Origin of the sequence: Sphaerochaeta associata (assembly GCF_022869165.1) — a bacterium.
Lineage (GTDB): Bacteria > Spirochaetota > Spirochaetia > Sphaerochaetales > Sphaerochaetaceae > Sphaerochaeta > Sphaerochaeta associata.
Genome location: NZ_CP094929.1, coordinates 1,483,513 through 1,503,362 on the forward strand (window position 1 = coordinate 1,483,513; position 19,850 = coordinate 1,503,362).

15 protein-coding genes are annotated in these 19,850 nt (G+C 52.5%); 7 read left to right on the forward strand and 8 right to left on the reverse strand.

Annotated elements, in window-relative coordinates; all coding sequences use genetic code 11:
• Window positions 1-56: 56 nt before the first annotated feature.
• Genes MUG09_RS06880 through MUG09_RS06890 form a run of 3 tightly spaced genes read left to right on the forward strand, consistent with a single transcriptional unit; the run spans window position 57 to window position 1,894 of the window.
• A complete protein-coding gene (locus MUG09_RS06880) occupies window positions 57-716 on the forward strand; it encodes an ACT domain-containing protein (RefSeq protein WP_244774842.1) in 660 nt (219 codons plus the stop codon).
• Window positions 717-726: 10 nt separating this feature from the next.
• Window positions 727-1,206: a nucleoside-triphosphatase gene (locus MUG09_RS06885; RefSeq protein ID WP_244774843.1), complete on the forward strand. Its 480-nt coding sequence runs from the start codon at window positions 727-729 to the stop codon at window positions 1,204-1,206.
• On the forward strand, window positions 1,190-1,894 hold the full coding sequence (locus MUG09_RS06890) for a queuosine precursor transporter (protein WP_483315930.1): 705 nt from the start codon (window positions 1,190-1,192) through the stop codon (window positions 1,892-1,894). The genes MUG09_RS06885 and MUG09_RS06890 overlap by 17 nt, the downstream gene beginning before the upstream one ends.
• Here the strand turns inward: MUG09_RS06890 and MUG09_RS06895 are convergent.
• Entirely contained in the window at window positions 1,887-2,693 is an 807-nt protein-coding gene (locus MUG09_RS06895; RefSeq protein WP_244774844.1) for an inositol monophosphatase family protein, read from the reverse strand. The genes MUG09_RS06890 and MUG09_RS06895 overlap by 8 nt on opposite strands.
• 43 nt (window positions 2,694-2,736) lie before the next feature.
• On the opposite strand from MUG09_RS06895, the gene mfd reads away from it, so the two are divergent.
• Both mfd and trmB read left to right on the forward strand, forming a co-directional pair.
• Window positions 2,737-6,024 carry a transcription-repair coupling factor gene (gene mfd, locus MUG09_RS06900; RefSeq protein WP_244774845.1) on the forward strand — a complete coding sequence of 1,096 codons (3,288 nt, stop codon included), beginning with the start codon at window positions 2,737-2,739 and terminating at the stop codon, window positions 6,022-6,024.
• Between the two features lie 8 nt (window positions 6,025-6,032).
• On the forward strand, window positions 6,033-6,770 hold the full coding sequence (gene trmB / locus MUG09_RS06905; RefSeq protein ID WP_244774846.1) for a tRNA (guanosine(46)-N7)-methyltransferase TrmB: 738 nt from the start codon (window positions 6,033-6,035) through the stop codon (window positions 6,768-6,770).
• Between the two features lie 96 nt (window positions 6,771-6,866).
• Here trmB and MUG09_RS06910 read toward each other — a convergent pair whose 3' ends face one another.
• The 5 genes from MUG09_RS06910 to MUG09_RS06930 all read right to left on the reverse strand — a co-directional run bounded on the left by MUG09_RS06910 (window position 6,867) and on the right by MUG09_RS06930 (window position 15,193).
• Window positions 6,867-8,951 carry an elongation factor G gene (locus MUG09_RS06910; RefSeq protein ID WP_244774848.1) on the reverse strand — a complete coding sequence of 695 codons (2,085 nt, stop codon included), beginning with the start codon at window positions 8,949-8,951 and terminating at the stop codon, window positions 6,867-6,869.
• A gap of 171 nt (window positions 8,952-9,122) precedes the next feature.
• On the reverse strand, window positions 9,123-9,446 hold the full coding sequence (locus MUG09_RS06915; RefSeq protein ID WP_013606915.1) for a helix-turn-helix domain-containing protein: 324 nt from the start codon (window positions 9,444-9,446) through the stop codon (window positions 9,123-9,125).
• Window positions 9,447-9,610: 164 nt separating this feature from the next.
• Window positions 9,611-11,641: an elongation factor G gene (fusA, locus tag MUG09_RS06920; RefSeq protein WP_244774851.1), complete on the reverse strand. Its 2,031-nt coding sequence runs from the start codon at window positions 11,639-11,641 to the stop codon at window positions 9,611-9,613.
• Window positions 11,642-11,694: 53 nt separating this feature from the next.
• Window positions 11,695-13,800: a heavy metal translocating P-type ATPase gene (locus tag MUG09_RS06925; RefSeq protein ID WP_244774853.1), complete on the reverse strand. Its 2,106-nt coding sequence runs from the start codon at window positions 13,798-13,800 to the stop codon at window positions 11,695-11,697.
• A 79-nt stretch (window positions 13,801-13,879) separates the two neighbouring features.
• Window positions 13,880-15,193 (reverse strand): chloride channel protein, encoded by a 1,314-nt coding sequence (locus tag MUG09_RS06930; RefSeq protein ID WP_244774855.1) that lies wholly within the window; start codon window positions 15,191-15,193, stop codon window positions 13,880-13,882.
• A 111-nt stretch (window positions 15,194-15,304) separates the two neighbouring features.
• On the opposite strand from MUG09_RS06930, the gene MUG09_RS06935 reads away from it, so the two are divergent.
• Window positions 15,305-16,006, forward strand: a complete 702-nt coding sequence (locus MUG09_RS06935; protein WP_244774857.1) for an L-ribulose-5-phosphate 4-epimerase — start codon at window positions 15,305-15,307, stop codon at window positions 16,004-16,006.
• Window positions 16,007-16,017: 11 nt separating this feature from the next.
• A complete protein-coding gene (locus tag MUG09_RS06940) occupies window positions 16,018-17,490 on the forward strand; it encodes an L-fucose/L-arabinose isomerase family protein (RefSeq protein ID WP_244774859.1) in 1,473 nt (490 codons plus the stop codon).
• A gap of 34 nt (window positions 17,491-17,524) precedes the next feature.
• On the opposite strand, the gene MUG09_RS06945 is transcribed toward MUG09_RS06940, so the two are convergent.
• Together MUG09_RS06945 and MUG09_RS06950 are read right to left on the reverse strand one after the other, a co-directional pair.
• Window positions 17,525-18,427 carry a hypothetical protein gene (locus MUG09_RS06945; protein WP_244774862.1) on the reverse strand — a complete coding sequence of 301 codons (903 nt, stop codon included), beginning with the start codon at window positions 18,425-18,427 and terminating at the stop codon, window positions 17,525-17,527.
• Window positions 18,428-18,445: 18 nt separating this feature from the next.
• Window positions 18,446-19,816, reverse strand: coding sequence for an aldehyde dehydrogenase (locus MUG09_RS06950; protein ID WP_244774864.1), 1,371 nt, complete (start codon window positions 19,814-19,816; stop codon window positions 18,446-18,448).
• Between the last annotated feature and the right edge of the window lie 34 nt (window positions 19,817-19,850).

A 19,850-nucleotide genomic window follows, 5' to 3' on the forward strand; every position in this document is an offset into this window, starting at 1 on the left:
CTATATTTGTTGTAAAAAATTGCCTCTTGTGATAATAATAACACAACGGAGGCTCTATGGCTGATTCAGTGAGTAGTTGTGTAAAACGGATTGTGGATAAATCACCCTTTATCCACGAGATGCTGATCAATGGGATTCTCTCGTTCAGCAATTACGCATCCTCGATCCAAGGCGAAGTTCAGAAAGCATACGGCAAGGAAGTGAAGGCAAGCGCCATCGTCATGGCGCTGCGGCGCTATGCAGAAGAGTTGCGTAAAGGCAGTCACAAGAAGAGTGTGGGCAATGTGGAATACGGCATTGTCATGAAGACCAATATTTTCGACCTCAATCTGGTACGTCGCGACAGTTTCATCAGCAAGCTGGGAGCCCTGTATGGTCAGATTTCCACTGAAAAAGGTGATTTTTTGAACATCACCCTGGGCAGCCATGAGGTTTCACTGGCCGTCAGTGAGAAGTATCGCTCCTTGGTAAGCGAGCTTGCCAAGGATGAGGAAGTGCTGCACCAAATGGATGATCTGGTCGCCCTCTCCTTGGTGTTTACCGGTGACTTCCTCCAAACCCCGGGCATAGTCTATGAGGCGGTGAGGCACTTGGCTTGGGAGCAGATCAATGTGATAGAAATCGTTTCGACGATGAATGAGCTAACCTTTGTCATCAAGCGTGAGGATTCCATGAAAGCGTTTGATGTGTTGCAGGGCTTTTTGAGTGCAACCTAGGCTGACCCTGGTGGTCGCTCCACTGAACGGGGGAAAGACCACCCACTTGGCGAAACTGATTGATGCCGCAGAACGAGACGGCCTTGTGGTAAGCGGGGTGCTTGCCCTTGCAAATCCTGAAAAAACTTGGTATAGACTCAAAGACCTGTCAACTACAGAATCCAGGCTTGCCCTCAGCGAAAAGCAGGAATTGGGAAAGGGTCGCATCGGCCGCTTCTTTATTGATGATGAAGCGTTTGCCTGGGCGAACGCACTGATCGAACGATCGTTGGCGACTGCCGATGTTGTCGTCTTTGATGAGATCGGGAAGCTGGAGATGGAGGAGCACGGATTGGCTCCTTCGTTTCATAAAGCGCTCGCTCAGGACAGGGCGATCATCCTTGCCGCAGTACGGGATGCTCATGTCGAGGTTGTGATGAATCACTTTGGTCTTGAAGCATCCGCTCTGACTCTGGTGCAGGTGAAGAAGGAAGATGGAACGAATGAATGAACTCTTTTGGTTTGTAATGCTGCTATGTAATTTCACCTTGATCATGTTCGCTTTCCGGCGATGGGGAAAGCTCGGGCTTTTCATCTGGGTTCCCATCAGCGTAATCGTGGCGAATATTCAGGTTACCAAGAATGTCATGCTCTTCGGTTTGGAAGCGACGCTGGGGAATATCGTCTATGCCACCGGCTTCCTGGCAACCGATATCCTCACTGAATTCTATGGAAAGAAAGAGTCGGCAAAAGCGGTGGCCATCGGGTTTTTCAGTCTGCTCACCATGACGGTCCTGATGCAGGTGGCCCTTTTCTTTGAGCCTGCTACCTCGGATATCGCCCAACCTTCCCTGTCAGTGATTTTCGGTTTGATGCCCCGCATAGCCTTCGGTTCGTTGGTGGCGTATGTGATCAGCAACCTGCACGACATCTGGGCCTTCGATTTCTGGAAACGGAAGAGGCCCGGACGCAATACGCTGTGGCTTCGCAACAATCTCAGTACGTTTGCAAGCCAGCTGATCGACACCTTGGTGTTCACCCTTATCGCGTTTTGGGGTGTGTACCCGACCGCTGTCCTGATCCAAATCATGCTCTCGACCTATCTGCTGAAATGGGTGGTTGCCATGCTGGATACTCCATTCATGTACCTTGCCAGGCACTGGTACGAAAACGGAAAGCTGCCTGCTAGCCCTATTTAGCAGGCAGAACGTCCCTCAACGCCTTGATACAAGTCTTTGTACCTGCATAAAAGGAAGGGGAGAAGGGTTTTCGTTCCAAAAGGAATGCATCATCATAGATGAAAGGTGTCCCGTCGACATACTCGATATCCATGCCCACGCTGAGCAGTGCGGCATGAGCGGCAGCAATATCCCACACATAGCAGCTCTGGTTCACACACCCTTGGATGTGGTCATAGAGCATTGGGCTGAGCATGTGCAGTATCGAGGAGCCGAATATTCGGATTTTTCCTTCAAAACGGGAGAAATCCATCAGCCGCTGGCCGCTTGAGCCCATGGTGATCTGGTGGGGGAAATCCTTGTCGGTGGAAGGGGAGAACCTCCTGCCGTTGATGGTCAGCTCCTTGCCCGGATCCAGACGCAAAAACAGCTCCTCCTCGCCGATTCCCCAGCGCGGTGCGCTGATCATGGCCCCGACAGGCTTTCTGTTCCTGTCCAGGATGCCCAGGGCGACAGCCCAGGAAGGCAGGCCTTGCGAGTAGACATCGGTCCCGTCGATCGGATCCAGGACAAAGGTGTACGGGGCATCCTCCCTGAAGGGGGTGAGCGTCTCTTCGCTGATGATGTTCACATCCTCAAAGAGATCGGCTACCACGCCTAGAATCCGACGCGATATGGCCAAGTCCGTTTCAGTGATGACCGTTCCATCGTTCTTGTAGGAACGATGAATGAACATCTGTTGCTGTTTTGCTTGTCTGCCGGCGTCCTGTACAGCGGCAGCCAGTGCATCCAATGCCTTTTGGTCGAGTACTGTATTCATTGTCTTGCATAACCTTCTTGCTCATGATAGGGTAATGGCGCTTATGCAAACGCCAATTTCCACCCTCGTCCAATCGTATATCAAAACCAGCAGTGCATACAAGGCATATGGAGTACAGACCAGACACATCCATATCCAAGGTCTTGAAGGCTATCCCTTGGCCCAGTTTCTCAGGTTGCTCAGCCGCAAGCAGAAGGGCAGGGTGTGGGCGGTCTGTCCAACCGAGGAGAGTGCGCAACAACTGCTCAAGGACAGCGGGTTTGCCGTTAACGGAGGGGAAGTCATGCAGACACCCCTTTCCAAGGATGAAACCAGAATCGTGTATCTGAGCGGCAACGGGCGAACATTGTACACCCCTTTCAGTGCCGATAATGTAGAGTATGACCAGCTTAATCGGCTGATGCAGATTCAGGAGATGAAGGAGGGGATGGTCATCACCCACCTCAGGCCGTTTGTCTCCCCGCTCGTAAGTCCGGCGACGCTGAAGAATGCCTCGCTTACCATCAAGGTTGGCTCCACTTTCGATAGTGCCTCATTTTCCCGGCTTCTCACCAATGCAGGGTATGTGCATACGGTTTCAACCTCAACGATGGGAGAGTACTCGCTGCGCGGAGAAGTACTGGATATATTCCCCTATGAGAGCGAGTATCCCTATCGAATATATGCAGACTGGGATACGGTGGGCAAGATCGCCCGATACAATCCCATCACCCAGGAGAGCCTCAGCACAACAGGCAAGCTCACCCTCTCCTTGGTGGATGCTTCCAGCAATCTGGAAACCTGCTCGATCGGGGAGTATTTGAGTGAAGACGACCTGTTTTGCTTCGTCGGTGACCAGAGGCTTGCCACCAGTTTTCACAGTCTCCAAGTGGAAGCAAAAGCCCTTTACAGACAGGCATTTCTCCAAGACCGTGAGGCCGTCAAGCCCGATGCTCTGCTCTTTGATTTCCCTTCCTTTCAGAAAGAGTGCTCAAGCAGCATGACCATACATGACATTGCAGGACAAAACCCGGAGGCTTTTCGGTTCGATATCGAAGGCCCCCGTTCGTATTTCGGAAACTTCACCTTACTCAAGGAGGACCTGAAGAGTCTTCACAAGCAGGGCTGGAGTGTTGTGGTTTTTACCGAAAACCAGCTGCAGAAACAGCGCCTGATGCAGATGCTCGGCGCCTTTCCGTTCCTCGGTTGGGAGGACAGGGCCATCAGCGGCGGGTTTGGAATCCCCTCGCTGAAAGTGGTTGCCATTTGTGAGCACGAGATTTTCGGACGCAGGCGTCAGGTCGTCAAAACGCTGCAGCATACCCAGACCTCTCCGCTCGACTCCTTCGTGGATCTTAATGAAGGCGACTATGTTGTGCACGTCAACTATGGAGTCGGCCAATTTGTGAAAATCGACCGTGTTTCCAGCTTCGACCGTGAGCGTGACTTCATCAAGATAGCCTATGCCGACAACGAGATGTTGTACGTCCCCATCGAGCAGGCCAACTTGGTTCAGCGCTACATCGGCAGCGACACCGGTCTTCCGAAAAAGGACAAGCTCGGCGGCCAAGGATGGGAGAACAAGAAAGCCAAGGCCCGCAAGAACGCCGAGGACCTGGCCAAACATCTGATATCCCTCTATGCAAAGCGAAAAAACAGCGTCGGATTTGCCTTTCCCAAGGACACCGACTGGCAATTGCAGTTCGAAGCCTCCTTTCCCTTTGATGAGACGGCGGACCAACTCACCTGTATCGAGGACATCAAGGACGATATGGAAAAACCCATCGTCATGGACCGTCTGGTTTGCGGTGATGTGGGGTATGGAAAAACTGAAATTGCATTCCGCGCTGTTTTCAAAGCAGTGATGGGCGGCAAGCAGGTGGCCTTTCTTGCTCCCACCACCATTTTGGCGGAGCAGCACTACCAGAACTTTCTCAAGCGATTGGGAACCTTTCCGGTACGCTGTGCGCAGTTATCGCGCATTGTAGCGAAGAAAGAGCAGAAGCAGACACTCCTTGGTGTTGCAGAAGGCAAGGTCGATGTTTTGTTTGGAACCCATAGGATTTTACAGAAGGACATCATCTACCGTGACCTGGGCCTGTTGGTTGTGGATGAGGAGCAGCGCTTCGGAGTCAAGGACAAGGAGCGGATCAAGACTCTGAGAGCCAGCATCGATTCGCTGTCGCTGAGCGCAACCCCGATTCCCCGAACCCTGTATATGTCGCTGCTCAAGATCCGTGATATGTCCCTGCTTGCCACTCCTCCCATCGCACGAAGGCCCATTCAGACGTATATCGGCGAGTATGACGAGCAGACCATTGTGCGGGCCATCCGTGACGAAGTCGAACGGGGTGGACAGGTTTTCTTCCTCCACAATCGCATCGAGAGTCAGGACGAGGTGGTTTTCCAACTGACCAAATTATTGCCCGATGTCATTATCGAGAGCGCTCATGGGCAGATGGACAGCACCAAGCTCGAGGATACGATGCGCAGGTTCATCCATGAGGGAATCCAGGTGCTTGTTTCCACTACCATCATTGAGAACGGCATCGACATTCCCAATGTCAACACCATCATCATCGATCGTGCCGACCGTTACGGACTGAGCCAGTTGTACCAGTTGCGCGGTAGAGTGGGGCGAAACGACAGCCAAGCGTATGCTTACCTCTTCTATCCTCAAGGCAGCGCTCTCAGTGAGATCGCTTTGAAACGGCTGAAGATCATCAGCGAGCACACCGAGCTCGGCAGCGGGTTCAAGGTGGCTATGAAGGACATGGAGCTCAGGGGGACTGGAAACCTGCTCGGCCGTGAGCAGAGCGGGCACCTGGCTTCGGTCGGTCTTGACATGTATATCCGCATCCTCGATGAGGCGATCAGGGACCTGCAGGCAGAAGGCGTCAGGGAAGAGGACAAGGAAGTGTTTCTGGAGCTTGACTATACAGGCTTTATTCCCGATACCTACATCAAGGCTCCCTCGGTTAAGTTTGACATCTATCGCAAGATTTCCTCCATTGTCAACGATGAACAGCTGCAGGGCCTTGCGAGTGAACTGTCCGACCGCTTCGGACCTCCTCCGGTCGAGGTTGCAAACCTGCTCTATATAGCCGAGATAAAAATCATCTGCCGCAAGCTCTCCATCATCCATCTTTCCGACCGCAAGGGTGTGGTTTCCGTAGAGTTCGGCAAGGTAGCGGATTTGAATGTGAACAAGGTCATGAATCTCATCGCCCTGAGCAACAAGAGCGTATGGCTTGATATGAGGCGCATGAATGTCATGTATTTGAAAACCGATGCGGTTTCACTCAAGGACAAGGCGTTGTTCCTGATGGAGAAGCTGCAAAGGTTGCTATAGGAGTAATGATGCAGGAAAACCAAGGAACGATTTTCCATGATATCCCGGAGTTGGAGTGGGTGGAAACCAAGGAGGAAGGGAAGGCGAGACCCATCAAGAGCTATGTGCTCAGGGGGGCCTACCTTCGTACCTACCAGACGGAGGCCATCCGTCGCTACTATACCACCTACGGCATCCCCTTCAAGCCGGGCCTGCTCGATTGGAAGCAGGTTTTCGGGAACGACAAACCCGTTGTAATCGAGATCGGCTTTGGGATGGGAACGGCGACCGCACGGATTGCGAAAGAGCGCAACCAGTACAACTATCTCGGCTTGGAGGTGTTTCTATCGGGGTTCGCCAAGCTGCTCCATGCCGTGGGAGAAGGAAAACTGGATAATGTAAGATTGATGCGTTTTGATGCCGTAGAGGTGCTGACCAACATGGTTGAAGACGCAAGTGTTGCAGGGTTTCATATATTCTTCCCAGATCCTTGGCCGAAGAAGCGCCAGCAAAAACGGCGCCTGATCCAAGCGCCATTTGCGCGACTGCTTGCTTCCAAGCTCAAGGCGGGAGGCTACATCTATTGCGTCACCGATTGGGAGGAGTATGCACAGCAGATGCTGGATGTTCTCTCCCATACCGAAGGACTGTCCAATCCCTACTCAGGGTTCTGCCCCCCCGTAGGTTGGAGGGATACCACCAAGTTTGAACAAAAGGGGCTCGCCAAACAGCATCCCATCAACGAGGTTTGGTTCGAGAAGCGGTAAAAAAAGAGGGAAGGGAGCTTGCCGCCGCACGCTCCCTTCCAAGGTTCACAAATTCACTCTCAAGCAATCAGAATCCTTCTGATTGTCCCACCTTGCCTACTCCTGTTCTTCCTTTACGGAGTCCTTGTAGGCCTTGATCACTTCGTCGGCCAATTTGCCGCTCAGTGGTTCATAATGGTCGAATTCCATTTCGAAACTTCCTGTTCCACTGGTCATCGACTTTAGATCGATGGCATAGTTGAGCAGTTCGGACTGGGGTACCAATGCTTTGACCAACTGCAGATGCCCCATATCCTCTTGACCTAGCACTCTTCCTCGTTTGCCGCTGAGGTCGGAAAGGATGTCGCCCAGATAATCGTTCTCAATATATACACTAAGTTTCATAATAGGTTCAAGTAGTACAGCCCCGGCTTTCTCAAGTGCGGCCTTCATGGCTCCTTTTGCAGCGAGTTTGAAAGCCATTTCACTGGAATCGACGGGATGCTCCTTGCCATCGATGAGGGTGATTCCGATATCCATCATCGGATAGCCGGCCAAGAAACCTTCCTCCATTTGCTCATGCAGTCCCTTTTCAATACCGGGAATATAGCCCTTGCTTACCGATCCGCCCTTGATGGCATTGGTAAACGAGTAATAGGTTCCCCGTTCAAGCGGTTCAATTTCAATCAGTACACGAGCATATTGGCCATGCCCGCCGCTCTGCTTCTTGTGTGAATACTCGGCAATCCCACTCTTACGGCTGATGGTTTCACGATAGGCAACCCTTGGAAGCTTGGTCTCGATGTTGATCTTCTGCTTCTCCCGCACCTTGTCGAGAATCATATTCAAATGCAGCTCACCCATTCCGGCCACCACATTTTCCTTGGTCTCCTCATTGAACTTGATCCTGAAGGTAAGGTCCTCTTCGGTGACCTTGTGCAGGGATTCGTTCATCTTCACTTCACTCTTCTTGTCATCACTGCTGATGGCCAGGCTGTAAATGGGTTGGGGGAAGGCCAGAGGCTTGAACTTGAGTTTCTGATCGGTTCCCTCTACGAGCGTGGAGTTGGTGAAGGCGATGTTGCTCTTGGCGATCACACCGATGTCACCGGCAGGCAGACTATCGGTTTCGACTAACTTTTTGCCGACCATGCGGTATACCTTGTTGGGCCGTTCTTTCTTTCCAAGATCCGGATTATACAACTCTGTATCGCCCTTGACCGTGCCCCTGAGCACCTTGATGAAACTGAGCTTGCCGCTGAATTGATCGATGGTGGTCTTGAATACGACGACTGCAGCGCTTCCTTCGGTGGTAATTACAAAGTCTTTGCTCGAGCCGTCCTCTGCGATCGTCCAATCGATCTTTCCAAGAGGTCTGGGGAAGTTGTTCCGGATGAAGGTGAGGAGGCTGGTGATTCCGCTGCCGCCCTCTGCACAACCGCAGAACGCAGGGACTACACGGTTGTCTTGCATACCTTCACGAAGACCCCGGCGAATCTCCTCGCTGTCCAGGGTGCCGGCATCGAAATACTTTTCGATCAGGTCATCGGTGCCTTCGGCAGCATTCTCAATAAGGGCATTGCGGTACTCTTCTGCAAAATCAGCATATTCGGCAGGGATGTCCCCGATGGTTTCCTTGCCGCCTCTGTTTATGAAATAAGCTTTATTTTCAATCAGGTTGATGATTCCCTTGAAGTCCTTACCGCTTCCCATCGGGATGGTAACAGGAACAAAGGTTGTTTTGAACGTCTCTTTCAGGTTGTCCAATACATGCGTGTAGTCCGCACGTTCACGGTCCATCTTGTTGATGAACACAGCGCGCGGCTTGTTGCGCTCGTCAAGATAGCGCCAAAGCTTGATGGTCTCTATCTGTGCACCATCACGTCCGTCTACGACCATGAGGGCTGATTCGCAGGAGCGGAATCCGCAAATGGTCTCGCCGATGAAGCCGGCGGTTCCCGGAGTGTCAAGAATATTGAGGGTCCTGCCATCCCAGGTCAGGGAAGCAAGTGAAGCGTGAATGGAAATCTTGTGGTTGATCTCCTCTTCCGTATAGTCACTGGTGGTCTTACCGCTTGCAACGGTTTCTGCCCGGGAAATCACATTGGCATAAAACAACATCTGTTCAACCAAGGTGGTTTTCCCGGTTTCATTGTGGCCGATGATGGCAACATTCCTTAAGTCAGTGCTGACAACGCTCATAATTCCTCCTTCGATCACCTCTGTGTCTTGTGTGGTGATCCAGAACGCATGCATCAATGGTACGCCCCATAATCTCATATGTCAAAAGAATTCTTTGGACGAAAAAAAGGCAGACACCCAATAACGAGCATCTGCCTGGAAATGCAGGGAAAAGGAAATGAGAATGTATGGTCAGCGGGTCAAGCTTACATTCACATCGATGATGTGGCTGATATCCTGTTTCAGTTTGTAGGCAAACTGATCCATCACCGTGACATCATTGGGAAGCTTGTCGCCATCCTCGCAAAAGAACGTCCAGCAAGGTACATCCAATGCAGCACTGATTTTCTCGATGGTGGCAAAGGAAGGAGCCTTTCTCGAAGTTTCGATTTCAGTAACGAAGGAAGTGGAAACCCCGATTTTCTCAGCAAGCTGAGCCTGGGTCAAGGAGAGCTTTCGTCTGCGCTCCTTGAGATTGCGCGCGAAAATGTCCTGCAAATTGTAAGTTCTAGCCATGTTGTACTCCTCTTAAGTAATTGCAATACCAGAGATCTATGTTCAAAGGAGTATGTAAACATGCTCCTTCAGTCTAAAAATCTGAACAGTTTCAATACATTTTAGGCATGGAACGACTCTTTTCGCAAGGTTTCAACCCGACATTTTTCAAGTATTCCATACCCTTAGCGGGTTTTTTGTTCGTAATGGTCGAACTCCATGGAGAATGTACCTCTGCCTTGTGTGGCTGACCGCAGGGCTGTGGAATACCCGAAGAGCTGGGAAAGTGGTGCCTGTGCATGGATGTGCTCGCTTGCAGTCCTGCTCTCAATGCTGTGTACCAAGCCTCCACGGCTGGTAATGCTTGAAATGGCTTCACCGACATATTGGGAGGGAACCACGACGGTGACTTTCATCACCGGTTCCATCAACATCGGTCCTGCCGACTGGGCCACCTTGTCAAAGCACATGGCGGCACATGCCTCAAAAGCGAATTCGCTTGCCGTCAGCTCGTGATAGACAAGGTCTGTGACCTCCACTTCGAGATCGCACACTTCATAGCCGAACTGGATTCCGCCTCTGAACGCATTGGTGACACCCCGCTTGACCGCCTCGAGATAGATTTCATCGATGCCGCGTGTCTTGGCGCTCAGTCGATATTTCGTTCCACTTCCCGAAGGCAGCGGTTTGACCGTCATGCTGATTCCTGCAGCATGTTCCTTGCCCGCCAGCATCTTGGAAAAAGTGTCCGAGCCGCTGGCGGTCTTGCTTACTGATTCACGGTATGTCACCTGGGGCTTGCCGACCCTGGCCTGGATTTTCATCTCCTTGGTCAAGCGGGTGACCAACACATCAAGGTGCAGCTCTCCCATGCCGCTGATGACCAGCTGGCCGGTTTCCTCATCGTCGCGATAGGTGAAGGTGGGATCTTCCTGGGCGAGGGTGGAGAGTGCTGCACGCAGCTTGTCTCCGTCGCTGAGGGTGTTCGGTTCGATGGCGACTGAAATCACGGGGATTGGGAAATGCATCTCCTCAAGCAGAATCTGGGCTCCTTCGCTTCCGATGGTATCGCCGGTCCTTCCTTCCTTGAAGCCGATGATCACCCCGATGTCGCCTGCTTCAAGCTCGCTGACTTCTTCCACCCGGTTCGCATGCATCCTGAGGATTCGATTGACCCGTTCACGCTTCTTCTTGGAGATGTTCATCAAGGCCGTGCCCTTGCGGATGACTCCGTTGTACACACGGACGAAGTCCATGGCACCGGCTTCACGATCGACCTGTATCTTGAAAATCAGGGCCAAAGGAGGTTTATCCTTGGCGTAGGGAACCTCGACCTGTTTCTCGGTCTTGAGGTGGATGCCCATGATCGGCGGCACCTCCGAGGGCGAGGGAAGATAGTCGATGACCCCATCGAGCAAAGACTGAACTCCGATGTCCTTCAAGGAAGACCCCACAAAGACCGGCAACGCCTGGCGGGCGATCGTCGCCTTCTTCAAGGTTCTCTTGAGCAGATCGCTGCCGATCTCCTCTCCCTCGAAATACAGCTCGGTTATCTCGTCGCTGAAGGAGGAGACGCTGTCGATCAAGCGCTCATACCAAGCATCCACTTCGCTCTGCATCGAGGAGGGAATATCCTGCTCGGTGATTGTCTTTCCTTGGTCTTCATTGCTGAAAACCAGGTATTTTTTCTTGATCAGGTCGATGATGCCGCTGAAATTGCTCTCCGTGCCGACAGGAATGAACACTGGAATGGGATTGGCCCCCAGCTTGACCTTCAGTTCATTGACTGCTTCCTCGAAGTTCGCACCAAGGCGGTCCATCTTATTGATGAAAGCAATACGGGGAACCCGGTAGGTATCGGCCTGCCGGTAGACGGTCTCGGTCTGCGGTTCAACCCCGCCGACGGCGCATACCACCATGACGGCCCCATCCAACACCCTGAGCGAACGTTCGACTTCGGCGGTGAAGTCCACATGGCCCGGAGTATCGATGATGTTGATTTGGTGCTCCTTCCAATAACAGGTAGTGGCTGCGCTTGCAATGGTGATGCCGCGGTCCTGCTCCTGCTCAAGAAAGTCCATCGTTGCTTCGCCGTTGTCCACCTCCCCGATCCTATGATTCTCCCCTGTGTAAAAGAGAATCCTCTCGGTGGTGGTGGTTTTGCCTGCATCGATATGTGCCATAATGCCGATATTGCGTGTCATCTTCTCGTTCATGCTATAAATCCTTCAAACAATCTGTGCAACAATACCATAGATGGATTCGATAATCAACGTGAAGGACGGTAGAGGAGAATCCTCAAGGCATTGAGAATTGCGATGATCGTGACCCCCGTATCGGCAAGTACCGCTATCCACATGGAGGCATAACCCAATGCTCCAAGGCAGAGCGCCAAAACTTTCACCAGAAGGGCGAAGACAATGTTCTGCCTTACGATGGCTGCAGTCCTCCTGCTGATTTGCAAGAGATTGGCAACCTCGTGCAAATCGTCGGCAAGGATGACTACATCCGCGCTTTCCATGGCGGCGTCACTGGCTTTGCTGCCCATGGAGATACCCACTTTGCTTGCAGCAAGGACAGGTGCATCGTTCATCCCGTCTCCAACGAAGACTAGATTCTCCCGCTCTTTTGCAATCTCGAGCATACGTTCCTGCTTCTGGTGCGGCAGCAGGGCGGCGTGCACCTCATCCAAGCCAAGCTCTGCCGCCACACGCTCGGCATGCACCTGGCTGTCTCCGCTGATCATGGCCAGGTGCTTGACGCCCAAGGCCCGCAACTGCTTGATCAAGGGTCCTGCCTCAGATCGTATTGTATCCTGCAGGATGAAGGAGGCCTCATGGCGGCCGTCTACGGCCAGCAGGACCGTTGCTTCGTCCTCTGATTGAGTCGACACCTCGATTCCAAGATCCTGAAAAAGTGCTCTATTGCCCGCTACGACGAACCTGCCGTCGACGTAGGCTGACAGGCCTTTTCCCGCTACCTCCTGTACATCCATGGCGGCATAGGGAGCATCGAGGGAGAGGAAGGCTTTTGCCAGCGGGTGGGTGCTGTGCTTCTCCAAGGAGGCTGCAAGCTCCCGGATGTACGTTGCGTCAAGGCTCGCCGATGCAATCAAGCGGACGTCAATCAGGCTGAACATACCGCTGGTAAGCGTTCCTGTTTTATCGAAGACAATGGTATCGGTCTTCGCAAGGGCTTCCAGATAGTTGCCTCCCTTGACCAGGATGCCCCTCTTTGCACTTCTTCCTATACCTGCAAAGTAGGAAAGCGGAACGCTGATGACCAGAGCACAGGGACAGCTTACCACCAGAAATACCAGGGCGCGGTAGATCCAGGTCTGCCAGGCTCCGGTTACCAGTGAAGGAATGACGGCGAGCGCCAATGCCAGGAACACGACGACAGGGGTGTAGTATCGGGCAAACGACGTGATGTACCGCTCGGTCTGTGCCTTTTTGCTTGCACTCTCCTCAACGAGGCGCAGGATTTTGGCTGCAGTGCTCTGGTCATACTCCTTGCTGACCTGGATATCAAGTGTTCCTCCGAGGTTGATGGAGCTGCCCAGCACCTCCATGCCTGCTTTCACGGACCGGGGAATCGACTCGCCGGTCAAATGCTGCATATTCACACTTGAGCTGCCGCTGACAACGATGCCGTCCAGAGGGATTTTCTCGCCTGAAAGTACTCTGACGAGAGCTCCTGGAACAACGTCCTCGACCCCGATCAAGGTGGTGTCCAGACCCTGTACCAGCCTTGCCTGCTGCACCTTTAGGTCAAGGGCCCCAAGGATGGATCTTCTGCTCTGCATCACCGAACGGGCCTGGAAATACTCCCCGATCAAATAGAAGAGCATGACAGCTGCAGCTTCTCCTGTTTCTCCGATTGCCAGGGCTCCCAGTGTAGCGACGCTCATTAGAAAATTCTCGTCGAAGATTTTACCGTGCACTATGTTCCTGAGGGCCTTGAGCAGTACATCGTAACCACTGACAGCAAAGCTGAGGAAGTAGAGATGGGGAATATTAAAGAACATGGCTGCACCAAAACCGAGTATCGATACTACGATCCTGGTCAGTGTGAAGGATAGCGAGTCCTCCGGGTTCTTGTCCTGCTTTTGCAACGGTTTGACCCGCAGCGACGGCTCGACCCGCTTGGCTTCTTTTATGAGGTTGTTGTAAAAGGAATCCTGCTGCTTTTCCTCGGTGGTAATACGTATCTGTTTACGGGAAAAATCCACACACACCGAAGCAACCCCTCCGATTTTCTGGATGCGGTCCTCAATCTTTGCAGCGCAGACAGGACAGTCAACACCCTCAAAGGTATATGCCTGTTTGCGGGTGCAGGCGGGACTCTGGGTGTCGTTTGCGTGTGGTATAGCCATGAGTGAACTCCTAATATATCAATATATGAATAGATATTCATATATTAGGCAGTATTGGTTTTCCTGTCAAGCGGTTTAATCAGACATCCCATGCAGGATCGATTACAACCGGAACAATCTGCCTTTCATAGATGGAGAGTCTTCCGCTGAAGAGGTAGGCGACGCTGCACACAAAGAAAAGCGATGTTGGATTGCCGAATCCATACAGCTCCAACCCCAACACGAAGCAGGCCAGAGGCAGCTTTGTACTACCGCTGAGCATTCCGATGGCTCCGAACATTGAAAGAGCGGAGACGGGGATGGGAAGAAATTGGCCGAAAATGGCTCCACTTGTGGCTCCAATGACAAGGATTGGTATGACTTCACCCCCGATAAACCCGCTCCCTATGGTCAGCGCCGTCAGCAACAACTTAAAAAGCGGTGCAAAATTGCTGGTGGTGCCGTACTCAGCCTCGATGATTAGGTCGAGGGAGAGTCCGTTGTAGGCGAACGAGCCTGTCAATGCAAAGATGCCAAGGGATGCAAGCAGCAGCAACGTGCTGGCAAGCAAGGCTTTCTTGTACGGGTTTGCAGTAATGCGGGAGAAAAGGGTTTTTGTCAGATGGATCAGGTGGCAGAAAAGCCGGCTGGCCAAGCCCAGCAGGATTGATAGTGCCAACAAAATCAAGAGAGTAGGGAAATCGAGAGGAAAAGCCTCGGCGCGTACCGGAACCAAAGTGTGCGTATGCAGCGCCTGGCTTACCATGCAGGCTGTGAATGAGGCGGTCAGACAGGGAAGCAGGGCGTCGGTTCTGTTTACCCGGGGGTTGGAGAACTGCATCCCGAACAAAGTGCCTGCTATCGGGGCGTTGAACAGGGCTCCGAAGGCCGCCCCTGCTCCACTGATCAGCCAGATCCCCTTCTGCTGGATTGATTGCGGGCGATGCAGAAATCGGGTTTCCAGGCGTGAGCAGTAGCTGCCGATGGAAGCACCCACCTGTACGCCGACCCCTTCCTTTCCCCCCGATGCCCCAACCAGATGGGTTATGAAGGTGTTGAGCAGCAACAACGGAGCCATTTTGGTGGAAATTTTTTGCTTATGGGCATCGCGGTCCTTCTCATATCCGATACTGGTAGGGTGGGCGATATCGAGAATTCCTTGATTGATCAAGTCGATCACCTGCGAACCTCCATCCTTCAGATAGGGACCGAGTTTCTGATAGAGCAGCGCGGTAACAAGAGCCCCGAGGGGGATGAGCAGGAGGATCCACTGATGGTGGGTCCTGATCTCGCCTGCCATTGCCACGAGGAAGGTCAACAGGCTGATGACCGGTCCGATAAGGAGTCCGAGCAGAATGGCTCGGACCGTCCAAGCCAGGATGGGAATTGAGAAATGACGTCTTCTATGGTCCATGTTGCCATCATACGAGCTTTTCTCGATTCTTGGAACCTCAAGTGAGGCTACTTTGCCTTGACAACACACAAAGGTTGGCACACACTTGCTTTTGGTACGCAAGGAGAATCTATGCTGAAAGAGTTGAAAGAGAGAGTATGTGAAGCAAATCTGCTGTTGCAGAAACACAAGTTGATCACCTTTACCTGGGGCAATGTCTCCGAAGTGGACGATAATCGCGAATTGATGGTAATCAAGCCGTCCGGTGTTGCATACGACGACCTTACTCCCTCTTCGATGGTGGTTGTGGAGTTGGCTACCGGCAAACGGGTTGAGGGTTCCTACAATCCTTCGAGCGACACCCCGACTCACCGGTATTTGTTCAATCACTTCGAAAAGGTCAATGCAGTTGTGCACACCCATAGTAGATGGGCTACCATTTTTGCGCAGGCAGGACGAGGAATTCCCGCATTGGGAACAACCCATGCCGACTATTTCTATGGGGAGATTCCCTGTACCAGGGCGATGACGCCTGCCGAAATACAGGGAGAGTACGAAATGGAGACGGGCAAGGTAATCGTCGAACGCTTTTTGGACATTGATCCCAAAAGCATCCCTGCCGTCCTGGTGAACAGTCATGGACCCTTCTGCTGGGCAGATGATGCAGTCAAGGCTGTTGAATATGCGGTGGTGCTCGAGGAGGTGGCGATGATGGCCTACCATTCGATGCTGCTCGGCGATGCAACGTACATGCCGATGGATGGTCATCTGCTTGATAAACATTATTTACGGAAACACGGCTCTCATGCCTATTACGGTCAGATTGGTAAATAGGGAGTAATGCTATGAACAACATGGAAACGGTCAGATTGGGTATGGTTGCTGTCAGCAGAAGTTGCTTCCCCCGTACATTGTCCGAGAAACGGCGCAAGGCGGTGAAAGCCTCTTATAAGGATGAGCTCTATGAGTGTCCGGTCATTGTGGAGAATGAACGGGATATGCTCAACGCCCTCAAGGATGTACAGGACCACGGGGTGAATGCCTTGGTGGTGTTCCTGGGGAATTTCGGACCTGAGACACCCGAGACCCTGCTTGCAAAGCGTTTTCCAGGCCCGGTCATGTATGTCGCAGCTGCAGAGGGCGATGGGGACCTGCATGACGGCAGGGGAGATGCCTATTGCGGCATGCTCAACTGTTCCTACAACCTGAGTCTGCGTTCATTGCGCTCCTATATTCCCGAGTACCCGATAGGTAGTGACCGGGAGGTGGCGGATATGATTGAATCTTTCATCCCGATCGCCCGTACGGTACTCTCTCTGAAAAAGCTCAAGATCATCAGTTTCGGGCCGAGACCCCAGGATTTCCTGGCCTGCAACGCCCCAATACAGGGTCTCTTCGACTTGGGAGTGGAAATCGAGGAGAACAGCGAGCTCGATCTGCTGGTTGCCTACAACAAGCACGCCGATGATTCCAGGATACCCTCATTGGTAAAAGAGATGCAAAACCAAATCGGCTCAAGCCCTTACAGCGGCATCCTTGACCGGTTGGCCCAATATGAGTTGACCTTGCTTGACTGGGCTGAAGAGCACAAAGGAGAACGTTCCTACGTGGCCTTTGCAAACAAGTGCTGGCCCGCATTCCAGACCGAGTTCAAATTCGTCCCCTGCTATGTGAACAGCCGTTTGACCGAGCGGGGTATTCCCGTCAGCTGCGAAGTCGACATCTATGGCGCGCTCAGCGAGTACATCGGCCTGTGTGTCACCCAGCTGCCGGTGACGTTGCTGGATATCAACAACACCGTGCCCGCCCCGATGTATGAGCAGCACATCAGGACCAAGCGACCCTACCGCAACGACGACTTGTTCATGGGCTTTCACTGTGGAAACACCGCCTGTTCGCTGCTGAAGAATCCCCATATGGGCTATCAGCTCATCATGAAGCGGGATTTGGAACCCGAATTGAAGCATCCGGATATTACCAGAGGAACGATGGAAGGCGATCTCATCAGCGGACCTGTGACCATCTATCGGTTGCAATCCAATGCCCGCGGACAGTTGAAAGCCTATATAGCCGAAGGTGAGGTCCTCGATGTTCCTACTTCCAGTTTCGGCAGCATCGGGATCATCGGCATTGACGAGATGGCACGCTTCTATCGCTATGTGCTTCTAGCGAAAGCCTATCCTCATCACACTGCAGTTGCCTTCAGGCATGCCGGAAAAGCGTTGTTTGAGGTTTTTCGCTATCTGGGCATTGAGGATATTGCATTCAACCAGAAACCGGGTCATCTCTATGCAAATGAAAATCCCTTCAAGCACTGAGCTTGAAGGGATGTTTGCCGTCACTTGATTTTCTTTAGATCCAGGAGTTTCTCAACGCCTCGATTTCCTGGAGCTCCTTGGTGTCGGTTGCCTTGATGGGTCTGAACACCTTGGCTTTCTCCAAGATATAGGAGAGCACCATCACCGCCTCTTGGCGGTCGCTCATTCTCGTCAGGTCGACGGATGAGTAGAAGGGCTTGGTCGCCCCGCCGTCCTTACCTTCATAGTAGCGGTATTTCTCCAGGTTGGTAGCAGCCTTCTGCCAATCCTTCTGTATTTTTGGCAACTCCTTGGAACGCTTGGAAGCACTCCAATTACGAGCATACAACTCTTCGGCCAGCTTCTTGTAGTGTCCGGGATACAACAGGTGCGAGGGGATGGTATCGAGGGCCATACGCATGTAACTTACCGCCCAATCCTTGTTTCCAAAGGAAATTATTCCTCCGGGCAACTCGTCGTACAGGCTTGAGAGTACATACCATGTCTCGCTCGAGTCGAGAGTTTTAAAGTCATTGACGATGACTGTCAGGTCCTCGAGCATGCCCTTGGCTTTCCCGAGGGCGTTCAGCGGGCCCTTCGTCTGACCCCAACGACCGATATTGGATGATTTCCAAAGATATCCCAAAGAGGTGGGGTGCTTCTCGATGGATGAAAGGGCATATGTCTCACCTTTCTCATACAGAGCAAAGCGTCCAGTCTTGTCATTCTCATCCAGGTCGTCTCCGAGGGAGACCATCACTCTGGCGAGCCGCCATAAAACCTGAGCTTCCTCCTCGGCGTTCGAGGCTTTTCCGAGCTGGACGAGCAGTTCCTGCTCGGCTTCGCTGAAAGCATCCCGATCGTAGAGGGCATCGGCTTCAGTAACCGAAATTGCCGAAAAAATGAGACTGCAGACCAATAAGATTGCAGTCAGCGCCACCAGACGTTTCACACGCATAGAACCTCCTTGTGTATGTCAGGAAAAGAGTCGCTTGATTAAGGCCAGTTTGCCCCGGTAGGGAGCGTACCGTAGCTTGATTTCGAGCCAGGTCTTGCTTTCAAGGATGCTTTTTGTATGGCTGAAGGTCTTGAACCCTTCTTTCCCATGATAGGCTCCCATGCCGCTGTTTCCGACGCCTCCGAAGGGGAGGGCGGAATTGGAAAGATGCATGACCACATCATTGATGCATCCGCCGCCGAAACTGAGAGACCGAAGTATTTGCTTTTGGTGCTCCTTGTTGTTTGTAAAGCAATATAATGCCAGCGGATGTTCGCGCTTTTGGACGAAAGCCAGCGCTTGTTCGAACGTATCGTAAGGGACCAAGGGGAGGATGGGTCCGAATATCTCTTCCTGCATCAAGGCTGAATCAAGCTGGGGATCTGTAATGATGGTGGGGGCGATACGCCGCGTTTTTGGATCTATCTGTCCGCCCCAGGCAAGAGTTCCGTATGCAAAGAGCTCGATGAGACGGGAAAAGTGCTTTTCGTTGATGATGTTGCCCAGGTCGCTGGAGTGCAGGGGGTCGGATCCGAACATCGAGGTAATTGCGCTTTTCATCTGTTCAAGCAAGGCATTGGCAACTTTCCGTTCGACCAGAACATAGTCGGGGGCTACACATGTCTGTCCTGCATTCAGGCACTTGCCCCAGATGATCCTTCGTGCAGCCAAGCCGATGTCGGCATCGGCCTCGACGATGACCGGACTTTTGCCTCCAAGTTCCAAGGTGACCGGGGTGACATGCTTTGCAGCACTTTCCATCACCAATCTGCCCACTTGGGGACTGCCGGTGAAGAAAATGTGATCGTAGCGATGCTGCAAGAGTTCACGATTCATCTCCGCTCCCCCTTGGAAGGTGGCCACATGGTTGCTGTAAAAGAGCTTGGAGAGCAGTTCCTCGATCACCATGGCAGTGTGCCCGCTGTATCGGGAAGGCTTGAGAATGACACAGTTGCCTGCGGCGATTGCACTGATCAAAGGTGCGATGGTGAGTTGGAACGGGTAGTTCCAAGGGCTCATGATCAGCACGATGCCCAGCGGCTGGGCGATGGTATAGGCTTTGGAGGGAAAGGAGAGGAGGCTGGATTTGACCCGATGTCTGCCGGCCCAGGCCTCCAGATGCTTCAGATGTTCGTCAATCTCCGCATAAACGATACCCAGCTCGGTGGCGAATCCTTCAAAGTCGGTTTTCCCCAGATCCTCATAGAGCGCATTGAGAATTTGCTTCTCATAGGAACGAATACCGTCTTTCAGACGCTTGAGCTGTTCTTTCCTCCATGAAATGCCAAGTGTGGTTCCACTTTGGAAAAACGCCTGCATCTCGCTCAGGCAAAGCTGGATTTCATTCATGCTTCCCCCCCTTTCAGCCAGTATGACACCCTCT